Source organism: Flavobacteriaceae bacterium HL-DH10, assembly GCA_031826515.1.
GTDB classification, from domain to species: Bacteria; Bacteroidota; Bacteroidia; order Flavobacteriales; family Flavobacteriaceae; genus Thalassobellus; species Thalassobellus suaedae.
The window spans coordinates 676,074-696,849 of the sequence record CP134536.1 but is presented as its reverse complement, the minus strand read 5'-3'; the positions used below and the strand labels follow the sequence as shown (position 1 = coordinate 696,849).

Genomic DNA, 20,776 nt, shown 5'->3' with positions numbered 1-20,776 from the left:
CTTGTATAAGAATATTGTATTTTTATACAGCTATGAAAAACAATAAAACTTATAGAAAAGGCTTCGTGTTTAAAACTTATGAAGCACCTTATCAATCGCCATTTGATAAACTTTTTGAAATTTTTAAAGAGTTAATAACACATACTTCAGGCGATTTTGATGAAGCCATAGATTGGTTACGCGAGTTAGATAAAGAATATAAGCTTACCACAGCCGAATATACAATTGACGATTTTATTGAAGACCTAAAAAAGAAAGGCTACATAAAAGAAGAAATAAATCCAGATGGTAATGGAGATATAGTTATTACTGCAAAAACTGAACGCGCTATTCGTCAACAAGCTTTAGATAATATCTTCGGAAAAATAAAACGTAGTGGACAAGGCAATCATAAAAGTAAAAGTTCAGGATTAGGAGATGAGCATACAGGCGATTTTAGAGCCTATCAATTTGGAGATGCTTTAGATAAAGTATCGATGACAGAAAGTTTGAAAAATGCTCAGATAAGTAATGGTATTGGTGATTTTAGTCTTTCTGAAGAAGATTTGGTTGTAGAAGATACCATGCATAAATCTCAAATGAGTACGGTGTTAATGATTGATATTAGCCATAGTATGATTCTTTATGGAGAAGATCGTATTACACCCGCAAAAAAAGTAGCCATGGCACTTGCAGAACTCATTACAACGCGCTACCCAAAAGATACCTTAGATATTTTAGTATTTGGTAATGATGCTTGGCAAATAGAAATTAAAGATTTGCCCTATTTAAAAGTAGGACCCTATCATACCAATACAGTAGCTGGATTACAATTAGCAATGGATTTATTAAGACGTAAGCGTAATACCAACAAACAAATTTTTATGATTACCGATGGTAAACCAAGTTGTTTGCGTTTACCTAATGGCGAGTATTATAAAAACAGTAATGGTTTAGATGCACATATCGTTAATAAGTGTTATGCTATGGCACAACAAGCACGTCGTTTGCATATACCTATTACCACATTTATGATTGCACAAGATAGTTACTTAATGCAATTTGTTAGAACGTTTACTTATGCTAATCAAGGAAAAGCATTTTATACAGGACTTAAAGGTTTGGGTGAAATGATTTTTGAAGATTACGAAACAAATAGAAAAAAAGAATTAAAGGATAAAATAAGTTAAAAGTTGGTCACTCAAATAAAGATAAAATAGTGTGTCATATAGAGCGCAGTCAAGATATCTTAAAATATAAAAGATGAAAATAGAAAATATAAATACACTCGGAGCATTAAAAAATGCAGGTTATCAATCAAAATCTATAAAAGATGAATTAAGAGATAATTTAATTCAAAAAATAAAAAATAAAGAAACCACTTTTGAAGGCGTTCATGGTTATGAAAACACCGTGATTCCTGAATTAGAACGGGCCATTTTATCACGTCATAATATTAATCTTTTAGGTTTGCGTGGTCAAGCAAAAACAAGACTTGCACGGTTAATGTTAAATTTATTAGACGATTATATTCCTGTTGTAGAAGGTTCAGAAATTAACGATGATCCTTTAAAACCAATTTCACGGTATGCTACAGAGTTAATTAAAGAAAAAGGTGATGAAACGCCCATTTTTTGGTTACATAGAAGCGAACGTTTTGCCGAGAAATTAGCAACGCCTGATGTAACAGTTGCTGATATTATAGGCGATGTAGATCCTATTAAAGCGGCTAATTTAAAGCTAAGTTATGCCGATGATCGTGTCATTCATTATGGCATGATACCAAGAGCTAATCGTTGTATTTTTGTTATTAATGAGTTGCCTGATTTACAAGCAAGAATTCAGGTAGCTTTATTCAATATTTTACAAGAAGGCGATATTCAAATCAGAGGATTTAAATTGAGACTACCATTAGATATTCAATTTTTGTTTACAGCAAATCCAGAAGATTACACCAATAGAGGCAGTATTGTAACACCTTTGAAAGACAGGATTGGATCGCAAATATTAACACACTATCCAGTAGACATAGAAACAGCTAGACTTATTACAGAGCAAGAAGCTCGATTAGTAGAAAGTCAAAAACAAACTGTTATAGTCCCAGATTTGGCAAGAGATTTATTGGAACAAATTGTTTTTGAAGCTCGTGATAATGAATTTGTAGATGCTAAAAGTGGCGTTAGCGCGAGATTAAGCATTACCGCTTTAGAAAACTTATTAAGTACAGCAGAAAGACGTGCATTAATTTCTGGAGATGAAATAACAATACTACGTTTAAGCGATTTTGTTGGTATCATTCCTTCTATTACAGGTAAAGTAGAACTGGTTTATGAAGGAGAACAGGAAGGAGCGGCAGTTGTAGCTTATAATTTAATAGCAGAGGCAGTTAAAAGTTTATTTCCTGAGTTTTTCCCTAAGATTGAAAAACTTAAAAAACAAGATGATGAAAGTCCTTATGATGATATTATATCTTGGTTTTTTAATCAAAAAGAAGGTTTTGAATTGCTAGATGATTTACGAGATGAAGAATATAAAAACGTGTTAGATGCTATTTCACCTTTAGATGATTTATTGGGAAAATATCAACCTAATTTAACAATAGAGGATAGTTATTTTGTAAAAGAATTTGTGCTATGGGCTTTAGTGGAATTTAAGCAATTAAGTAAGCATCGTTTTGCAGAGGGTGTACAATTTAAAGATCCTTATGGAAGCTTTATAAGCGGTATTTAGAATTATAAAAAAGGAAGCCAATTAGCTTCCTTTTTTTATTTAATAAAGATGGTTTTTTTGTGTAAAACGATTAGAAAACCATTCCTTAAATTATGCGATAATAACATTTTTCAAATGCTAAATGTTTAAAAAAGGGAGGTGATATTTTATAATTTCTTATTCTACCTCTTTCAGTTTATCACATTAAAAATAACAATTAGAATAGGTTGTTTTTTTTGGATGTTAGCTATGAAAACTTTAAATTATGAAAAATCAATACTTTGCTTCAACAAAAAAAAATAAAAAAATATGAATAAAATTAAAGATAGAAATCAATCAAATATAAAGCTTCTTTCTTTTGATATTGATAACACATTAATTGATTTTCATACGCATAAAAGTAACTTTCATAAAACCTGGAATAAATACAAAACAAAAACAGATGTTTTACTTACTTATAATACTGGGCGATTAATAGACGATGTTCTTAATCTTATAAAAAAAGGTGTTTTACCCAAACCAGATTATATAGTTGCTGGAGTTGGTACTCTTATTTATGATTTTAATAATAAATGTATTGTTAAAGAGTTTAACGATGTGCTAGATGATGGGTGGGATTTAACAAGGGTTGAGGAAGTTATACAAAGTATAGAGCATCCAATTAGCGAGCAACCAACTAAGTTTCAGCATTCATATAAAAGAAGTTACTTTTTTCATGATGCTACTCAAGAATTAATATCAAGTATAGAGCAAAATTTTGCAGACGCAAACATGCATATTAATGTTGTGTATTCTGGAGAGAAATTTTTAGATATACTTCCTAAATGGGCAAATAAAGGCAATGCATTACAGTGGTTGCTTAAAAAATTAGATTTAAAGGCTGATAATGTTGTCGTTGCTGGAGATAGCGGAAATGATTCGGCTATGTTTAATATGGATGGTATTAGAGGTATTGTAGTAGCCAATGCACATGAAGAACTTTATAGGTTTACTAAGCATAGAGAGATGTATCATGCCGAAGGAGATCATGGCGATGGCGTTATTGAAGGACTTATATATTATGGGATATTACCTGAAGATGCCATAATAACAAGTGAAGACAATCATACCGATGATTATATTATTCAACAGGAATTAAATAATATAGCCGATGAAGATGATAATGAAAAATTAGAATTAATAAGAGAGGGTTATGATAAAGCGGTTGAAGCATTAAGAAAGAATATAACACCCTTAGGTTTTTCGGCTTGTTCGATAAAAGATAATGTGCCTAACGGAACCGATGAAAATTATCATAGCGTTTGGGCTCGAGATGGAGCTATAACAGTAATAGGGTCTTTATCTCTTATAAATGATGAAGAAATTCATCAATGTCAACGTCAAACGTTAATTACATTATTTGAGCATGTTTCTCGTAATGGACAGATACCATCAAATGTACGTATAAAAGATAATGTGCCAGATTATTCTGGGGTAGGAGGTATCTGTTCTATTGATAGTGGTATTTGGGTAGTTATTGCTTTTTACGAATATGTTAATGTAACAAAGGATATAAAATTTCTTCGAAAATATATTTCAGAAATCAAAGAAACCATGCGTTGGTTAGGGGCGCATGATAGTAATAATGATGCGCTTTTAGAAATTCCTGAAGCTGGAGATTGGACCGATTTGTTTGGAGGAAGTTATAATATTCTTTATGATGAAATTCTTTGGTATCGTGCTAATGTATGTTTCGGGCGAATGTTAGAAATGTTAGGTGATTATGAAGAAGCTGGTGAACATATAAGATGGTCGCAAGTTATTAAAAAAGAAATATTGCAAAACTTCTGGCCTTCAACACAGCAAAAATTGTTTCAATCGGTGTCTTTTGCCGAACGCCAGTTTACACTCGGAGATACCCCTTATTTAATTGCACAAACAACACCATTCGACTTTAGTTGGCGTTGTGATGTGTTTGGTAATGTATTAGCCTTTTTACATGGCGCTGTTGATGCTGAAAAGGCACATCAAACCTTTAAGTTTATGCTAGGTGTTGGTGTTAACGATCCGTATCCTGTTTCTAATGTGTATCCTGTTGTAACTCCAGGAGATCCGGATTGGAAACCATACTATACGGTTAATTTACTGAATTTACCAAATCATTATCACAATGGTGGGATTTGGCCTTTTGTTGGAGGGTTCTGGGTTAAGTTTATTAACAAACTAGGTCTTAGAGATGTTGCAATTTCAGAATTATACAAATTAGCGCTAATAAATAAAGAAGGATTAACAGAAGAATGGGAATTTACCGAGTGGGCACATGGTACCACTGGTAAAGCTATGGGTAAAGCATATCAGGCTTGGTCTGCTGCTCAATATATTTCTGCTTGTAATGACTTACATATAATAAATAAACTGACTAAAATATAGAACTATGAAATGAGCTTTAATACGTAATGATATGAATCAATAAGTTTCATGACAAATCACAGATAACCTAAAATAAAACAATAAATTTAAACATATGAAATCAATATTAATGATCTCTTTACATGGATATGTAGGAGCCAATGCAGAATTAGGAAAACCAGATACAGGAGGACAAGTTGTTTATGTTTTAGAACTTGCTGAACGTTTTAGTAGACTTGGAAAAAAAGTAGATTTAGTCACACGTCAATTTGAAAATCAACCTGAGTACGATCATGTAGATGAAAATTATAGTGTATGGCGTATTCCTTTTGGAGGAAAAAAGTTTATCCGAAAAGAAGATATGCACGACCACTTAAAAAAGTTTGTTACTAATTGTTTGGCAGCCATAAAAAAAGAAGGTAAAAAATACGATGTTGTGTATTCACATTATTGGGATGCCGGTTGGGCAGGACAAAAGATAGCTGAAGAGTTAGGCGTATCTCATGTGCATACACCACATTCAGTGGGTTGGTGGAAACAACATACTATGGGAAGTGATATGGATGAAAAGGTGATGGAGAAAACGTATCGTTTTAAAGAGCGTATTCGAAAAGAATACTTTGTGTATCAAATGTGTAATCATGTTATTGCGACAACGCTGCCACAAGTAGATTTGTTGACTAAGCAATATGATGTATTACCAAAAAACTGTACTATGATTCCTCCTGGAATTGACGAAAATCGTTTTTTTCCAGTACCTTCAAAAGAAAATGATAAAATTCGGGTCAAGTACGATATTCATCCTACAGATATCTTAACATTAGGGAGAATGGCACATAATAAAGGGTATGATCTTTTAATAAAAGCGTTGCCGACTGTTTTTGACCTTTGTCCTGAAGCTAGATTAGTTGCCGCTATTGGTAGTGATCAATCTGATCAAGATGATGAAGGTGTAGCAACCCTTAAGAAATTGGCAACAGAGCTTGGTGTTATGGATAAAATAAAATGGAAAAATTATATTGCCGATGAAGATTTAGCAAACGTATACAGATCTGCCAATATTTTTGCTATGCCATCTCGATATGAACCTTTTGGAATGGTTGCTATTGAAGCTATGGCATGCGGTACACCAAGTGTTATTACTGTTCATGGTGGATTGTACGATTTGATTGATTTTGGTAATCAAGCCTTGTTTGCAGACCCTCACAGACCTGTTGAGTTTGGAGCTATGATGGCTATGCCGCTTTTATACCCTAAAATGCGAAATGAACTATCTGTTGAAGGGGCTCGTTTTGCACGTCGTAATTTTGGTTGGACAGGTATTGCCAAACGTATGATAGAAGTTTTTAAAAGTTCAATTAATCAGCAAACCATGGAGTCTAATCTTTTTTACTAAAAAAAGAAAGATGAATTATAATTATTAAAATCAAATTTATGGCTAACATCGTTTGTTTTGGCGAAGTTTTATGGGATATTTTTCCAACATATAAGAAAATAGGAGGCGCTCCATTAAATGTGGCACTTCGGTCAGCATCTTTCAATAATGATGTGACAATGATTAGTGCTGTTGGAAATGATGATTTAGGTAATAAACTTATAGATTTCCTTTTAGAGAATAATTTAAATATAAGTTGTATTCAGGTTATTGATACATTTGAAACAGGCGAGGTTAAAGTCATTTTAAATGATAAAGGTTCTGCATCGTATGAAATTAAATACCCACGAGCTTGGGATAAAATAACTCTAACAAAAGCTTCTATAGCTGCTGTAAAAATGTCTGACGCTTTTGTTTTTGGGAGCTTAATTACCAGAGATGAGGTTTCTAGAGATACACTTTATAGACTTATAGAATTAGCTAAATATAAAGTGTTTGATCTTAATTTACGACCTCCTTATTATTCAAAAGAAGTTCTTTTGTATCTTATGAATAAAGCAGACTTTATTAAGTTTAATGATGATGAACTTTATGAAGTAAGTAAAAGTATGGGGTCCCAATATAATTCCTTAGAGCAAAATTTAAATTACATAGCAGATAAAACAAATACCAAACATGTTTGTGTTACTAAAGGAGCGCACGGAGCGGTTTTGCTTTATGATGGTAAGCTTTATTATAATAGTGGTTATCAAATAAAAGTTGCCAATACGGTTGGTGCTGGAGATTCTTTTTTAGGTTCGCTAATAAGTAAACTATTAAATAATATAAATCCACAAGAGGCTATAACCTTTGCTTGTGCAGTAGGGGCACTTGTTGCGCAAGAGGATGGCGCTAATCCCAACATCAGTTCTGCTAAAATAGATGCTTTTATAAATCCTTAAATTGTTTTTTTTTGTCTATTGTCTCATCATTTAACCAAAGAAATTAGAGTTTCTTAGTTTCTATATAGAAATTCTTATCTACTGTAAAGGTCACTATATTGTTTTCTAATTTTAATGTTTTCCAATCATTTTCAGGAAATAACCATTGTTCTTTATCATCAATTACTACTTGGACAGGCATATCAAATCCTTCAACAATATTAGTCCATCTGTATTTTAATTCTTTTTTATTAATTGAATATTCTAAAGTAGGTATTCTAATGTCTCTTAAATACTGATTAAAAAACTCGGTTAAATCAATCCCTGTTTCTTCACTTAAATAATTTTCAATTTGTAGGGTACTTACGGTTTGATGATAAAATGTTGTGTTTAAGCCACGTAAAATTTGACGCCATTTTTCATCATCTTTAACAAGTTGTCTTAGGGTGTGTAACATGTTTCCGCCTTTAGGATACATATCTCCAGAACCTTCTTTGTTTACATTGTAATGCCCAATAATTGGACGGTCATTTTTTATGTCTTTACGCGTACCAATAACATATTCTGCACCAGCTTGTTTACCGTAATAATATTCTACGAATAAATTTTCAGAATAATTTGTGAAACTTTCATGAATCCACATATCTGCAATGTCAATATAGGTTATGTTGTTGGCAAACCACTCATGTCCAGATTCGTGAATAATAATAAAATCGAACTTTAAACCCCAGCCAGTCCCCGATAAATCTCTTCCTAAATAGCCTTGTTTGTATTGGTTTCCGTAGGTAACCGAACTCTGATGCTCCATTCCTAAATAAGGCACTTCTACAAGTTTGAAACCATCCTTATAAAATGGGTATTGACCAAACCAATGCTCAAAAGCTTTCATCATTCTAGGGGCATCTTTAAATTGTTTTTTTGCTTTTTCAAGATTACTTTTTAAAACATAATAATTCATATCCAAATGTCCGCCTTGACCATCAAAAACTTCAGAGAAATGGGTGTAATCTCCAATATTAACATTCACACCGTAATTATTAATAGGGTTATCTACAAACCAAGAGTATGTTTTCGTGTCACCAATTTGTTCCACTTTTCTTAAACGCCCATTAGATACGTTCATTAATTTTGAAGGCACATTAACACTTATAAGCATGCTATCTACTTCATCATACATATGGTCTTTACAAGGCCACCAAACACTAGCACCCAATCCTTGACATGAGGTGGCGACAAAATGATTACCGTTTGTGTCTTTTTTCCATGAAAACCCACCATCCCATGGAGCCTTAATAGCTTCCTTTGGGTTGCCTTCGTAATAAACATCTAGAGATTGAATGCTTCCTATAGCTTGTTTGCTTTTTAGTTTGATAAAATGTGCATTACCATCATCAATAACTTGCAATGTGTCTCGATTTTGTGTCACCTTCGTGATTTTTAAAGGCGATTGCAAATCAATTTGCATGACAGAATTGTTTTCTAAAACTTTATATTGAATGGTGTTTTTTCCTGAAATATATTTCTCATCTGGGTTTACTTTAATATCTAAATGATAATACGTTAAATCCCACCAAGATCGTTCTGGGGTTATGGTTCCTCTTAATGTGTCTTGATGTGTGAAATTGTTTTTTTCGGAGAGTAATTCTTGTGCTTTTACAGATGTATAAGAAAATATCAATAAAATTATAAGTGATAAAAAGCGGTATTTCATTTCATTTTTTATTTGTCAATAAATTAATTGTAAAACATTTTAAAAGTTATTAAATGTTTGTTAAAATTTATTATTTTAATATCATTAAATTTCAAAAATCATGCCTTCAATAATAATATTTATGTTTTGTTATTTTTTAAATAGAAAATCTATGGTTTACTCTTCTTGATTCCCATTCTTTTAAATCATTATTAGAGGTTTTACTAAAATTCAAAACTTAAAAAAAAAAGCGTTTCAGAAGCAAATCCTGAAACGCTTTTAAAATTGAATTAGTCACTTTCCTTTTATTAAAAACAGTATTTGTTTTCTTTAATTACTTTGTTTGCAATAATATTTCTTAGCTCTATAATATTAGGCATATTTACATATTTTATATAACGTTTTAAGCCCATAAGCATCATGCGTTGTTCATCTCCTGTAGAGAACGAAATAATGGAGTGTTTTCCAGCTGTTTCAATAACATCAATGGCATGAAATAGGTTTAATTTAGCCATTGCTATTTGTTCTACTGCATTTTCTTCACCTTCTTTTTTAGCCATTTTTTCAGCACGTAAAATAGCCGATTCTGCTAAGTATATTTGAATTAAAATATCGGAGGCCGCTAGCATAAGTTGTTGATGTTGTTCAATTTTCTCTCCATATTTTTGTAAAGCAGCTCCAGATACCATTAAAAATAATTTTTTAAGATTTTTAATAATACTTTTTTCTTCTGAAAATAATTCTGAATAATCTGGTGTTTCAAAAGAAGGGATACCTGTAAGCTCATTGGCAACTTCAGTAGCTGGTCCTAGTAAATCGACATGACCCTTCATGGCTTTTTTAATAAGCATTCCAATACTTAGCATACGGTTTATTTCGTTGGTACCTTCGTAAATTCTTGAAATACGAGCATCTCTCCATGCCGATTCTATTGGGGTATCTTCAGAAAAGCCCATGCCTCCAAAAATCTGAATGCCTTCATCAGTACAATGTTGTGTGAATTCAGAAACAGCAACTTTTAAAACAGAACATTCTATGGCATATTCTTCAACACCTTTTAGTTCGGCTTCCTGGTGTGTGTCTTTTCCATTATTTTGTCGTAATTCTATACGGTCTTCTATGTTTTTAGCTGCACGATAACTTGCGGCTTCACCTACCCAACAATTGGTTGCCATTTCTGCTATTTTTTGACGAATAGCTCCAAAACTAGAAATAGGTGTTTTAAATTGAATGCGTTCATTCGCATATTTTACAGATTCACTAATGGTACGACGTTGTGCATCTAAACAGGCTGCTGCTAATTTTATTCGACCTACGTTTAAGGCGTTCATAGCAATTTTAAATCCGTTTCCTCTTGTAGAAAGCATATTTTCAACAGGTACTATAGTGTCATTAAAAAATACTTGACGTGTAGAAGAGGCACGAATTCCTAATTTATGTTCTTCCTCTCCCATAGTTATCCCATTTGGGGTATTGGAGTCATATTCAACAATAAAACCAGTAATATTTTTATCATCTTCAATACGCGCAAAAACAATCATTAAGCTACAAAATCCAGCATTTGAAATCCACATTTTCTGCCCCGTAATGCTATACGATTTTCCATCAGCAGATAAAACAGCTTTTGTTTTTCCAGAATTGGCATCACTACCAGCACTAGGTTCGGTTAAACAATATGAGCCAAACCATTCGCCAGTCGCCAATTTTGGTACATATTTTTGTTTTTGTTCTTCGGTGCCATATAAAGTAATAGGCATGGTTCCAATCCCTGTATGTGCGCCAAAGGCTGTGCTAAATGAACCTGTGGCTCCAGAAATATAGTCGCAAACAAGCATGGTGTCTACAAAACCCATACCCATGCCGCCATATTCAACAGGTACAGAAACACTCAAGAATCCCATTTCTCCTGCTTTTTGCATACAAGATTCAGTTAAAGCATAATCTTTTGCTTCAAAGCGCGCTTTATTTGGCCAAAGCTCTCTGTCTACAAATTCTGTGACAGCTTCTTTCATCATGAGTTGTTCCTCATTAAAATCTTCCGGTGTAAAAATGTCTTCGCAGTTTGTTTCTTTAACTAAGAATTGACCGCCTCGTAATAAATCTTTTGCCATAATGAGCCCCCTCTAACTCCCCCAAAGGGGAAGAACTGTTATGGGGTGTGTTTTTAGTTAAACTTTGTTTTAAATTTTCTGTTTTTCTGTAATTATTTCCTTCTTTTTGATGAGGTTAGGTGGGCATTAGTTTAAAAATTCAAAAATCCCACATGCACCTTGACCTGTACCGACACACATGGTAACTGCACCGTATTTTCCTTGCATATTCCGTTTTCTCATTTCATCAAAAAGTTGGACGGATAATTTAGCTCCCGTACAGCCAAGGGGATGCCCTAATGCAATAGCACCGCCATTTACATTAACGATATCTGGGTTTAAATTTAACTCTCTAATGACTGCTAAAGATTGAGAAGCAAAGGCTTCATTAAGTTCAATAAGATCTAAATCATTTTGTTTTAAACCTGCTTGTTTTAATGCTTTTGGAACGGCTTTTACAGGGCCAATGCCCATGATACGGGGTTCTACACCTGCTGCTGCATAATTAACCAATCGTGCAATGGGTTCTAAATTTAATTCTTTAATCATGTCTTCACTCATTACCATAACAAAGGCAGCGCCATCACTCATTTGTGATGAATTTCCAGCAGTCACACTTCCGCCTTGAGCGAAAACAGGACGCAGTTTTGCTAGAGCTTCTAAGCTTGTACCTGCACGAGGACCTTCATCTTTCGTAACAATGTAGGATTTCGTTGTTTTTTTACCGTTTTCATCAATGTAAGTTTGTTCAACATGTATAGGAACTATTTGATCTTGAAACCTGTTTTCGGCTTGTGCCTTTAAAGCTTTCATGTGTGAATTATAAGCAAATGTGTCTTGGTCTTCACGAGAGACTTTAAATTGATTTGCTACGGCTTCAGCTGTATTTCCCATACCCCAATAATAATCTTCATGACCAGCTTTTACTGTATCATAATTTAGTTCGGGTTTAAAACCTGTCATAGGGACAGAACTCATGCTTTCAGATCCGCCAGCAATAATACAATCTGCCATTCCTGCTTGTATTTTAGCAGTAGCAATACCAATGGTTTCAATACCAGATGAACAAAAACGGTTTACGGTTACTCCAGGGATATCAACAGAGTTTAATCCAATTAGCGAAATAAATCGAGCCATGTTTAAACCTTGTGCACCTTCAGGCATCGCATTACCAACAATAACATCGTCAATTCTAGAGACGTCAAGATTAGGTAATTCTTTCATCATGTGCTGGATGGTTTCTGCACCTAATTCGTCTGCACGTTTAAAGCGGAATACTCCTCTTGGTGCTTTTCCAACGGCTGTTCTGTATGCTTTTACTATATATGCTTGTTTCATTTTCTTTAGTTTCTTAATGGTTTTCCTGTTTTTAGCATATGTTGTATTCTTTCTAGCGTTTTACGTTCTGTACATAAACTTAAGAATGCTTCTCGTTCTAAATCCAATAAGTATTGTTCGCTTACTAATGTGGGTTCTGATAAATCACCACCAGCCATTACATAAGCTAGTTTATTGGCGATTTTATGATCGTGTTCGCTAATAAATCTAGAAGCTTCCATAGCATCGGTTCCTACTAAAAACATGCCTAAAGCTTGTTTTCCAAGTACTTTTACATCCTTACGTTTTATAGGTTGTGTATAGCCAGTTTCTGCTATTATTTTGGCATACGCTTTAGCTGTTGCTATTTGTCTGTCTTTGTTAACAACCACAACATCTTTCCCTTTTTGTAAAACACCCATATCAAAAGCTTCATAAGCAGAAGTGGCTACTTTTGCCATACCAATAGTTAAAAAGTATTCTTGGAGTGTGTTTAGTTCAACATCGCCTTTTTTAAAGGAATCTGAGGCGCGCAAAGCCATTTCTTTTGAGCCTCCACCACCAGGAATCACACCAACTCCAAACTCTACTAAACCAATATAAGTTTCGGCAGCTACCACTACTTTATCGGCATGCATTGACAATTCACATCCACCACCTAGCGTCATGCCATGAGGTGCAGAAATGGTTGGAATTGCTGAATAACGCATACGCATCATGGTATCTTGAAAGTATTTAATAGCAGCATTTAATTCGTCATATTCTTGCTCGACTGCCATCATGAAAATCATACCAATATTAGCACCAACCGAGAAGTTTGCAGCTTGATTACCAATAACTAATCCATGATAATTTTTTTCAGCTAAATCTATCGCTTTATTTAATCCTGCTAGCACATCACCGCCAATAGTATTCATTTTAGATTGGAATTCACAGTTTAAAATACCATCTCCTAAATCCTCAATTACAACACCTGAATTTTTAAAGACTTCATTCGATTTTCTAATATTATTTAATATAATGAAGGCATCCTGACCTGGAATTTTTTCTTGTGTTTTCTTCGGAATATCATAGGTATACGTTGCTCCATCTTTTATGGTATAAAAGGAATGGCTTCCAGAAGCTAGCATATCGTTTACCCAAGCAGCAGGTTCTAAACCTTCGGTTTTCATTATTTCAATACCTTTTTCAATACCAATAGCATCCCAAATTTGGAAAGGCCCATGTTCCCATCCAAAGCCAGCTTTCATGGCATCATCAATTTTATATAATTCGTCTGTTATTTCTGGGATTCTGTTTGAAACGTAAGCAAACAAAGCAGCAAAGCTCTTTCTGTAAAAATCACCTGCTTTATCTTTTCCATTTACTAGAATTTTAAAACGGTCAACAACCTTATCTACTTGTTTGGTTAATTCTAAAGTTGCAAATTTTGCTTTTTGTGCCGATCGGTATTCTAAAGTATTTAAATCTAATGAAAGAATTTCTTTTTTGCCATCAGCAGTAACCTGCTTTTTATAAAAACCTTGTCCAGTTTTACTTCCTAGCCATTTATTTTTCATCATGGTATTGATGAATTCAGGCAGTTTAAACAATTCTAATTGTTCGTCTGCTTTACAGTTTTCAGCTATACCATTGGCTACATGCACTAAAGTGTCTAAACCAACAACATCAACAGTACGAAAGGTGGCCGATTTTGGTCTGCCAATAACTGGTCCTGTTAATTTATCGACTTCTTCAATAGTTAAGCCCATATCTTTAATAGCATGAAATAAACTCATGATACTAAAAATCCCAATACGGTTACCTATAAAAGCGGGCGTGTCTTTTGCTATAACTGATGTTTTTCCTAAAAATTGTTCGCCATAACCATTTAAAAAATCTAGTACCGAAGCATCTGTTTTGGGACCTGGTATAATTTCGAATAATTTTAAATACCGTGCTGGGTTAAAAAAGTGTGTGCCACAGAAATGTTTTTGAAAATCTTCTGATCGTCCTTCGCTCATAAAATGAATAGGAATTCCGGAAGTATTTGAGGTTATTAAAGTACCTGGAGTTCTATATTTTTCAAGATTTTCAAAAACTTGTTTTTTTATGTCAAGTCGTTCTACAACGACTTCCATTATCCAATCTACATGAGCTACTTTAGAAATGTCGTCTTCAAGGTTTCCAGTAGTAATTCTATTAGCGAATTTTTGATGATAAATAGGGGAGGGCTTTGATTTTAAAGACGCTGCTAATGCATCGTTTACTAAACGATTTCTAACCATCTTGTCTTCTAAAGTTAAGCCTTTAGCTTTTTCTTTATCATTAAGTTCTCTTGGAACAATATCTAGTAATAGTACATCAACTCCAATATTAGCAAAATGACAAGCGATACCGCTTCCCATAATTCCAGAACCAATAATGGCTACTTTTTTAATTATTCGTTTGCTCATCTTTTTTAAAACTAACTAATCTTTTTGATTGTATATTTTCTTATTTGTAACCATATCGTTTATAATTTCAGCTACTTCATAGAAATGGTTTAATTGTTCTTCCGATACATTATTTCTAATAGTATCGTTAAATATTAAAACTTTATCTCTTGAAAAGTCCCTTTTTTCACGACCAAATTCTGTTAAGCGTATAATAACACCTCTGCCATCTTCTGGGTTTGGGTGTCGTTCTATTAACTTCTTTTTTTCCATGGTCTTGAGTATGCGAGTTAAGCTTGTTGCCTCCATACCCATTTTAGGACCTAATGCTGTTGAAGGTGTTCCTTTTTCTGGGTCTATGCTTAATAATGTAAACCCTGTAGCCATGGTGCTATCAATTTTTGACGCTTCTTCATTATACATTTTTTGAACGGTAAGCCATGTCGTTCTAAGAACATAATCAATTGTTTTATCTTTCATATTGAGAGGGTTGGTGTCCTCAAATATAAGAAAATTTATTATGCATGCATAATAAATGAAGTAAAATTTAATACTTATTATTAGAAGAATAAATGCTTTGAAAAAAATAAAGATTCTTTAAGATTAAGATCTGTATATTTTTTCAATAAGATCGTGGTATATAGATTTTATAACTTTACGCTTCATTTTCATTGTAGGCGTTAAATGCCCTGCATCAATAGACCAAACATCGGGTGTTATTTCAAACTTTTTTATTTGCTCCCATTTTCCAAAACTTTTGTTTGCCGCATCAATTTCTTCTTGAATACGTTCTATTAATTTAGGGTTGGTAATAATATTGGCGTCTGATATATAATCTATATTATGGCGTCTTGCCCATTCTTTAACAAATTCATAATTTATTTGAATTAAAGCAGCAGGCATTTTTTCACCTTCTCCTATAACCATGATTTGATCTATAAACCGCGATTGTTTAAATTTGTTTTCAAGTAAAGCAGGTGCTACATATTTTCCGCCAGAGGTTTTAAACATTTCCTTTTTTCGGTCTGTTATTTTTAAAAAACCTTCTGCATCTATTTCTCCTATATCCCCAGTATGAAAATAATCGCCAGTCATAACGCTTGCTGTTTTTTCTATGTCTTTATAATAACCCATCATAATGTTTGGACCTTTCACTAAAATTTCACCGTCTTCTGCAATTTTAACTTCTACACCGTCAATGACTTTGCCTACATAACCAATTTTCCAATTATTATTTCGCACATCACTGGCTGAAACACCAGGAGAAGTTTCTGTAAGGCCGTAACACTCCATAATAGGCATTTTGGCTGCACCAAAAATCCTTCCTAATCTTGGTTGAAGCGCAGCACTTCCAGAAGCCATAAATACGATGTTGCCACCCAATGCTGCTTGCCATTTGCTAAAAATGAGTTTTCTGGCAAGTTTTAGTTGTAGCTCATAAAACCAACCATTTTTTTTATATGGTTTAAAATCGGAACCTAATGCTACAGCCCAATAGAATAATTTCTTTTTAATACCGGTTAGATTCGTTCCTTTTTCCATTATTTTCTCATAAACCTTTTCTATGAGTCTAGGAACCACAGTCATAGTTGCTGGTTTTATTTCTTTAGCATTATCACCTATTTTGTCTATAGCTTCGGCATAATAAGTTTCTATGCTGCCATATTGATATAGATAGGTAAATACACGTTCGAAAATATGACATATTGGTAAAAAACTAAGTGCACGTTCACCATGAGATAACGGGAATCTTTTTTGAGCAGATAACACATTAGAAACAATATTATTATGAGATAACATAACCCCTTTTGGTTTTCCTGTTGTTCCTGATGTATAAATAATAGTCGCTAATTCATTTGGTTTAACAGCATTTTTTCTTGCTTCAACTTCTTTTTGATTTTCATCAGATGTACCAAGTTCTAATAATTCAGAATAGTGTTTGCAGCCTTTTATTTTATCAAAAGAATAAACGTCTTTAAGTTTTGTTTTAGATTTTATCTTGTTTACTTTTTCTAAAACTTCCTCATCTGAAACAAAACAATAAATAGATTCACTATGATTAATTATATACTCATAATCTTCGGCACAAATAGTCGGGTAAATAGGAATGTTTTGAGCACCTACCTGAAGTACTCCAATGTCTACAATATTCCATTCTGTTCTATTAGTAGAGGATATAACAGCAATTTTATCATGCTTATTAATTCCTAGTTTTAGTAAAGCCCGACTTATCATATTAGCTTTATCAACATATTCTTGTGTAGATGTCGATTTCCATTCACCATTATATTTAGTTGAAAACGCTTTTTCTAAGCTATGGTTTTCTAGCTGATGATATGGAAAATCAAAAATCCTAGTAATGTCTGCCATTATTATTTGATGAGTTTCTAGTTATGCAAAGTATGAAATTAAATAGGATTTTCAAATCACTAAATTGATAGCGCTTTTTTTAGTGTTATGGTTGGAAGATATTAAATTATGTGAAAAAAATATAATTTAGAGGTCTTTTTTATATGAAAAAAAATGAAAAAAGTAATTTTTATATATTCTGTATTAGCTAAAAACTATACAATATTAACCCTATTTAAAATAATATAAAAAAAGTAAATATTTTTAATTTTTCAATTATCATATTTCAAACGTTTTCGTAAAGTAATCCTTTAGTAGAAGGTGTTTAGGGAGATTAAAGCTGATATATATCAGCTTTAAGATTAAAGGTTAATTCTACTTTTGATGCAGTAAGAATAAATTAATATTCGTAATTGATAATTAAGGTAAAAATGGAAGTTAAAAAATTTAAAAGTGGACTTTGGACAAAACAAGTCGATGTTAGAGATTTTGTTATAAATAATATTACCCCATATAGTGGAGATGACCAATTTTTAGTTGGTCCAAGTGTGAAAACAGAAAAATTATGGGATATATGTAAAAGCGCAACACAAAAAGAACAAAAAAATAATGGTGTACTATCTGTTGATACTGAAACAATTTCTACTATTAATGCCTTTAGTGCGGGTTATATTGATAGAGAAAATGAAGTAATTGTTGGTCTTCAAACAGATGAATTATTAAAGAGAACGATGAAACCTTTTGGAGGTTTTAAAGTGGTTCAAAAAGCATTGTCAGAACATGGTGTGAAGCCAAATGATGCATTAACAGATTTGTTTACCAAGTTTGTTAAAACTCATAATGATGGTGTTTTTGATGCCTATACTACAGAAATAAAAAAATTCCGATCATTAGGATTTTTAACTGGGTTGCCAGATAACTATGCAAGAGGTAGAATTATTGGAGATTACCGTCGTATTGCTCTTTACGGAATCAATTTCTTAATTGAAGCAAAGAAAGCAGATTTAGAAAACTTGGGAGGACCAATGACTGAGGCTGTTATTCGTTTACGTGAAGAAGTTGCAGAGCAAATTAGATCATTAAAAGAAATTATTGAGTTAGGTGCTAAATATAATTTAGATCTAGGTCGACCTGCTGAAAATGCTCAAGAAGCTGTACAATGGACCTATATGGGGTATTTAGCTGCGGTTAAAGAACAAGATGGTGCAGCTATGTCTTTAGGAAATGTATCAACATTTTTAGATATATATATTCAGAATGACTTAGAAGAAGGCATCATTACAGAGGTAGAAGCTCAAGAATATATCGACCAGTTTGTTATGAAATTGCGTATGGTTCGTCATTTAAGAATGGAAGCATATAATGAGATTTTTGCTGGAGATCCAACATGGGTAACAGAAGCTATTGGAGGTATGTTTTCAGATGGTAGAACTAAAGTAACTAAAACATCATTTAGATTCTTAAATACCTTATATAATCTAGGACCATCACCAGAACCAAATATTACGATTCTTTGGTCTGAAGCATTACCACAAAATTTTAAAGATTATTGTGCAAAAGTTTCTATTGATACGTCTTCAATTCAGTTTGAAAATGATGAATTAATGAGAACGAATCGTGGATCTGATGATTACGGAATTGCTTGTTGTGTTTCTTACCAAGAATTAGGAAAATCTATTCAGTTTTTTGGAGCAAGAACCAACTTAGCTAAAACCTTATTATTAGCTATTAATGCTGGACGATGCGAAAATACAGGAACTTTAATGGTTGAAGGTATTCCAGAATATACAGATGAATATTTAGACTTCGATAAAGTAATGGCTAACTTTAAAGTGGCTATGAAAGAAGTGGCTCGTGTTTATAATGATTCTATGAATATTATTCATTACATGCATGACAAATATTACTACGAAAAAGCTCAAATGGCTTTAATTGATACAAATCCAAGTATAAATATTGCTTATGGTATTGCCGGATTATCAATTGTTGCCGATTCGCTTTCAGCTATTAAATACGCTAAAGTAAAACCAGTTAGAAACGAAGAAGGATTAGCAGTAGATTTCGTAATTGACGGCGAGTTTCCTAAATACGGAAATGATGTTGACGGTGTAGATGAATTGGCTGTAAATGCAGTAGCAGATTTTAATAATGAATTAAAGAAACTACCTGTTTATAAAAACGCAGAACCAACAATGTCTGTATTAACTATTACATCTAATGTTGCATACGGTAAGAAAACTGGAGCGACTCCAGACGGTAGAGCTAAAGGTGTTCCTTTTGCACCAGGAGCAAATCCAATGCACGGTCGTGATACACAAGGAGCGATTGCTTCTTTAAACTCGGTTTCTAAAATTAAATATACCGATTCTCAAGATGGTATTTCAAATACCTTCTCAATGGTACCAAAATCTTTAGGTGCTAACCAAGAAGAACGTATAGAAAATTTAGGAACCATTCTAGATGGTTATTTTTCTAAAAATGCACAACACTTAAATGTGAATGTATTAAATAAAGAAACCTTATTAGATGCTATGGAGCGTCCAGAAGAGTATCCTCAATTAACTATTAGAGTATCGGGATATGCGGTAAACTTTGTTCGATTAACTAGAGAGCAACAGTTAGATGTTATAAACCGTTCGTTCCACAAATCAATGTAATTAATTATTTAAATAATTTTAAGCATCTGATAGATGAAGTTTTTTAGCTTTTCTATCAGATGTTAATTTTTAAAACACTGCCTTATCGAAACTCAAGCAAATTTTTTAAGAGTACATTCTATTGAAAGCTTTGGAACACATGATGGTCCAGGTATTAGAATGGTTATATTCTTGCAAGGATGTAAGTTAAAATGCTTGTATTGCCATAACCCAGATTCTATTGATACCCATGGTGGGAGCGATTATCCTATAGAAGAATTAGTTGAAATGGTCCTTAAAACAAAACCTTATTTTGGGAAAAAAGGAGGCGTAACCGTTTCTGGAGGCGAACCATTATTACAGGCAAAAGCTTTAATCCCTTTTTTTAAAAGGTTAAAAGAAGAAGGAATCCACACTAATATTGATACTAATGGACGCATATTAAATCATTTTTCACAGGAGTTGTTAGATGATTATGCCGATTTAATCATGCTAGATATTAAGCATATGACTGAAGAAGGTTATCAATATATAACTGGTAATCCTAATAAAGATACAGGTCTCAAATTTGCTAAATATAGAGAAGATTCTGGTAAAAAAATGTGGTTACGATATGTGTTAATTCCAGGAATCACAGATAAACCAGAATTATTACATGTTTTAGGAAATCATTTTAAAGATTTTAAAACCATAGAAAAAATTGAAATTCAGCCATACCATAAATTAGGAATTCATAAATGGGAAGCCTTAGGTTGGAAATATGAGCTTGAAGATGTTCGCGAAAATACAGAAGAAGAAATTGCTACTGCTTCAAAAATTTTAAGTCAATACTTTAAAGAAGTAAAACACAACTAATACGCTGTTTTTAGCATTATAAATTCAAAAAAAATTAAAACAACAAATACCTTA

13 protein-coding genes are annotated in these 20,776 nt (G+C 33.0%); 7 read left to right on the top strand and 6 right to left on the bottom strand.

The genetic code is table 11. The annotated features are described in order from the left end of the window. Window positions 1-32 precede the first annotated feature (32 nt). The 5 genes from RHP49_03000 to RHP49_02980 all read left to right on the top strand — a co-directional run bounded on the left by RHP49_03000 (window position 33) and on the right by RHP49_02980 (window position 7,392). A complete protein-coding gene (locus tag RHP49_03000) occupies window positions 33-1,169 on the top strand; it encodes a VWA domain-containing protein (GenBank protein ID WNH13229.1) in 1,137 nt (378 codons plus the stop codon). Window positions 1,170-1,242: 73 nt separating this feature from the next. Beyond that, complete coding sequence (locus RHP49_02995; GenBank protein WNH13228.1) at window positions 1,243-2,709, top strand: magnesium chelatase; 1,467 nt, start codon at window positions 1,243-1,245, stop codon at window positions 2,707-2,709. Window positions 2,710-2,997: 288 nt separating this feature from the next. Beyond that, complete coding sequence (locus RHP49_02990) at window positions 2,998-5,097, top strand: HAD-IIB family hydrolase (protein WNH13227.1); 2,100 nt, start codon at window positions 2,998-3,000, stop codon at window positions 5,095-5,097. 94 nt (window positions 5,098-5,191) lie between these two features. After that, the gene (locus RHP49_02985) at window positions 5,192-6,472 is read left to right on the top strand and encodes a glycosyltransferase (GenBank protein WNH13226.1); all 1,281 of its coding nucleotides are present in this window, start codon (window positions 5,192-5,194) and stop codon (window positions 6,470-6,472) included. Between the two features lie 38 nt (window positions 6,473-6,510). Next, window positions 6,511-7,392 carry a carbohydrate kinase gene (locus RHP49_02980; GenBank protein ID WNH13225.1) on the top strand — a complete coding sequence of 294 codons (882 nt, stop codon included), beginning with the start codon at window positions 6,511-6,513 and terminating at the stop codon, window positions 7,390-7,392. Window positions 7,393-7,435: 43 nt separating this feature from the next. Here RHP49_02980 and RHP49_02975 read toward each other — a convergent pair whose 3' ends face one another. The 6 genes from RHP49_02975 to RHP49_02950 form a co-directional block, all read right to left on the bottom strand. After that, window positions 7,436-9,082 (bottom strand): M1 family metallopeptidase, encoded by a 1,647-nt coding sequence (locus RHP49_02975; protein ID WNH13224.1) that lies wholly within the window; start codon window positions 9,080-9,082, stop codon window positions 7,436-7,438. A 287-nt stretch (window positions 9,083-9,369) separates the two neighbouring features. Then, complete coding sequence (locus RHP49_02970; GenBank protein WNH13223.1) at window positions 9,370-11,172, bottom strand: acyl-CoA dehydrogenase family protein; 1,803 nt, start codon at window positions 11,170-11,172, stop codon at window positions 9,370-9,372. 126 nt (window positions 11,173-11,298) lie between these two features. Then, window positions 11,299-12,489, bottom strand: coding sequence for an acetyl-CoA C-acyltransferase (locus tag RHP49_02965; GenBank protein WNH13222.1), 1,191 nt, complete (start codon window positions 12,487-12,489; stop codon window positions 11,299-11,301). Window positions 12,490-12,494: 5 nt separating this feature from the next. Further along, window positions 12,495-14,903 (bottom strand): 3-hydroxyacyl-CoA dehydrogenase/enoyl-CoA hydratase family protein, encoded by a 2,409-nt coding sequence (locus RHP49_02960; protein WNH13221.1) that lies wholly within the window; start codon window positions 14,901-14,903, stop codon window positions 12,495-12,497. A gap of 15 nt (window positions 14,904-14,918) precedes the next feature. Next, entirely contained in the window at window positions 14,919-15,362 is a 444-nt protein-coding gene (locus tag RHP49_02955; GenBank protein ID WNH13220.1) for a MarR family transcriptional regulator, read from the bottom strand. A 123-nt stretch (window positions 15,363-15,485) separates the two neighbouring features. Further along, window positions 15,486-17,252, bottom strand: coding sequence for an AMP-dependent synthetase/ligase (locus RHP49_02950; GenBank protein ID WNH13219.1), 1,767 nt, complete (start codon window positions 17,250-17,252; stop codon window positions 15,486-15,488). A gap of 410 nt (window positions 17,253-17,662) precedes the next feature. On the opposite strand from RHP49_02950, the gene pflB reads away from it, so the two are divergent. Together pflB and pflA are read left to right on the top strand one after the other, a co-directional pair. Next, window positions 17,663-19,888, top strand: a complete 2,226-nt coding sequence (gene pflB, locus RHP49_02945; GenBank protein WNH13218.1) for a formate C-acetyltransferase — start codon at window positions 17,663-17,665, stop codon at window positions 19,886-19,888. An 84-nt stretch (window positions 19,889-19,972) separates the two neighbouring features. Further along, window positions 19,973-20,722 (top strand): pyruvate formate-lyase-activating protein, encoded by a 750-nt coding sequence (pflA, locus tag RHP49_02940; protein WNH14369.1) that lies wholly within the window; start codon window positions 19,973-19,975, stop codon window positions 20,720-20,722. Window positions 20,723-20,776: the final 54 nt, after the last annotated feature.

Bases quoted from the DNA above. Each gene is read 5' to 3' on its own strand.
- RHP49_03000 (WNH13229.1), top strand. From the start codon at position 33: ATGAAAAACAATAAAACTTATAGAAAAGGCTTCGTGTTTAAAACTTAT.
- RHP49_02995 (WNH13228.1), top strand. From the start codon at position 1,243: ATGAAAATAGAAAATATAAATACACTCGGAGCATTAAAAAATGCAGGT.
- RHP49_02990 (WNH13227.1), top strand. From the start codon at position 2,998: ATGAATAAAATTAAAGATAGAAATCAATCAAATATAAAGCTTCTTTCT.
- RHP49_02985 (WNH13226.1), top strand. From the start codon at position 5,192: ATGAAATCAATATTAATGATCTCTTTACATGGATATGTAGGAGCCAAT.
- RHP49_02980 (WNH13225.1), top strand. From the start codon at position 6,511: ATGGCTAACATCGTTTGTTTTGGCGAAGTTTTATGGGATATTTTTCCA.
- RHP49_02975 (WNH13224.1), bottom strand. From the start codon at position 9,082: ATGAAATACCGCTTTTTATCACTTATAATTTTATTGATATTTTCTTAT.
- RHP49_02970 (WNH13223.1), bottom strand. From the start codon at position 11,172: ATGGCAAAAGATTTATTACGAGGCGGTCAATTCTTAGTTAAAGAAACA.
- RHP49_02965 (WNH13222.1), bottom strand. From the start codon at position 12,489: ATGAAACAAGCATATATAGTAAAAGCATACAGAACAGCCGTTGGAAAA.
- RHP49_02960 (WNH13221.1), bottom strand. From the start codon at position 14,903: ATGAGCAAACGAATAATTAAAAAAGTAGCCATTATTGGTTCTGGAATT.
- RHP49_02955 (WNH13220.1), bottom strand. From the start codon at position 15,362: ATGAAAGATAAAACAATTGATTATGTTCTTAGAACGACATGGCTTACC.
- RHP49_02950 (WNH13219.1), bottom strand. From the start codon at position 17,252: ATGGCAGACATTACTAGGATTTTTGATTTTCCATATCATCAGCTAGAA.
- pflB (WNH13218.1), top strand. From the start codon at position 17,663: ATGGAAGTTAAAAAATTTAAAAGTGGACTTTGGACAAAACAAGTCGAT.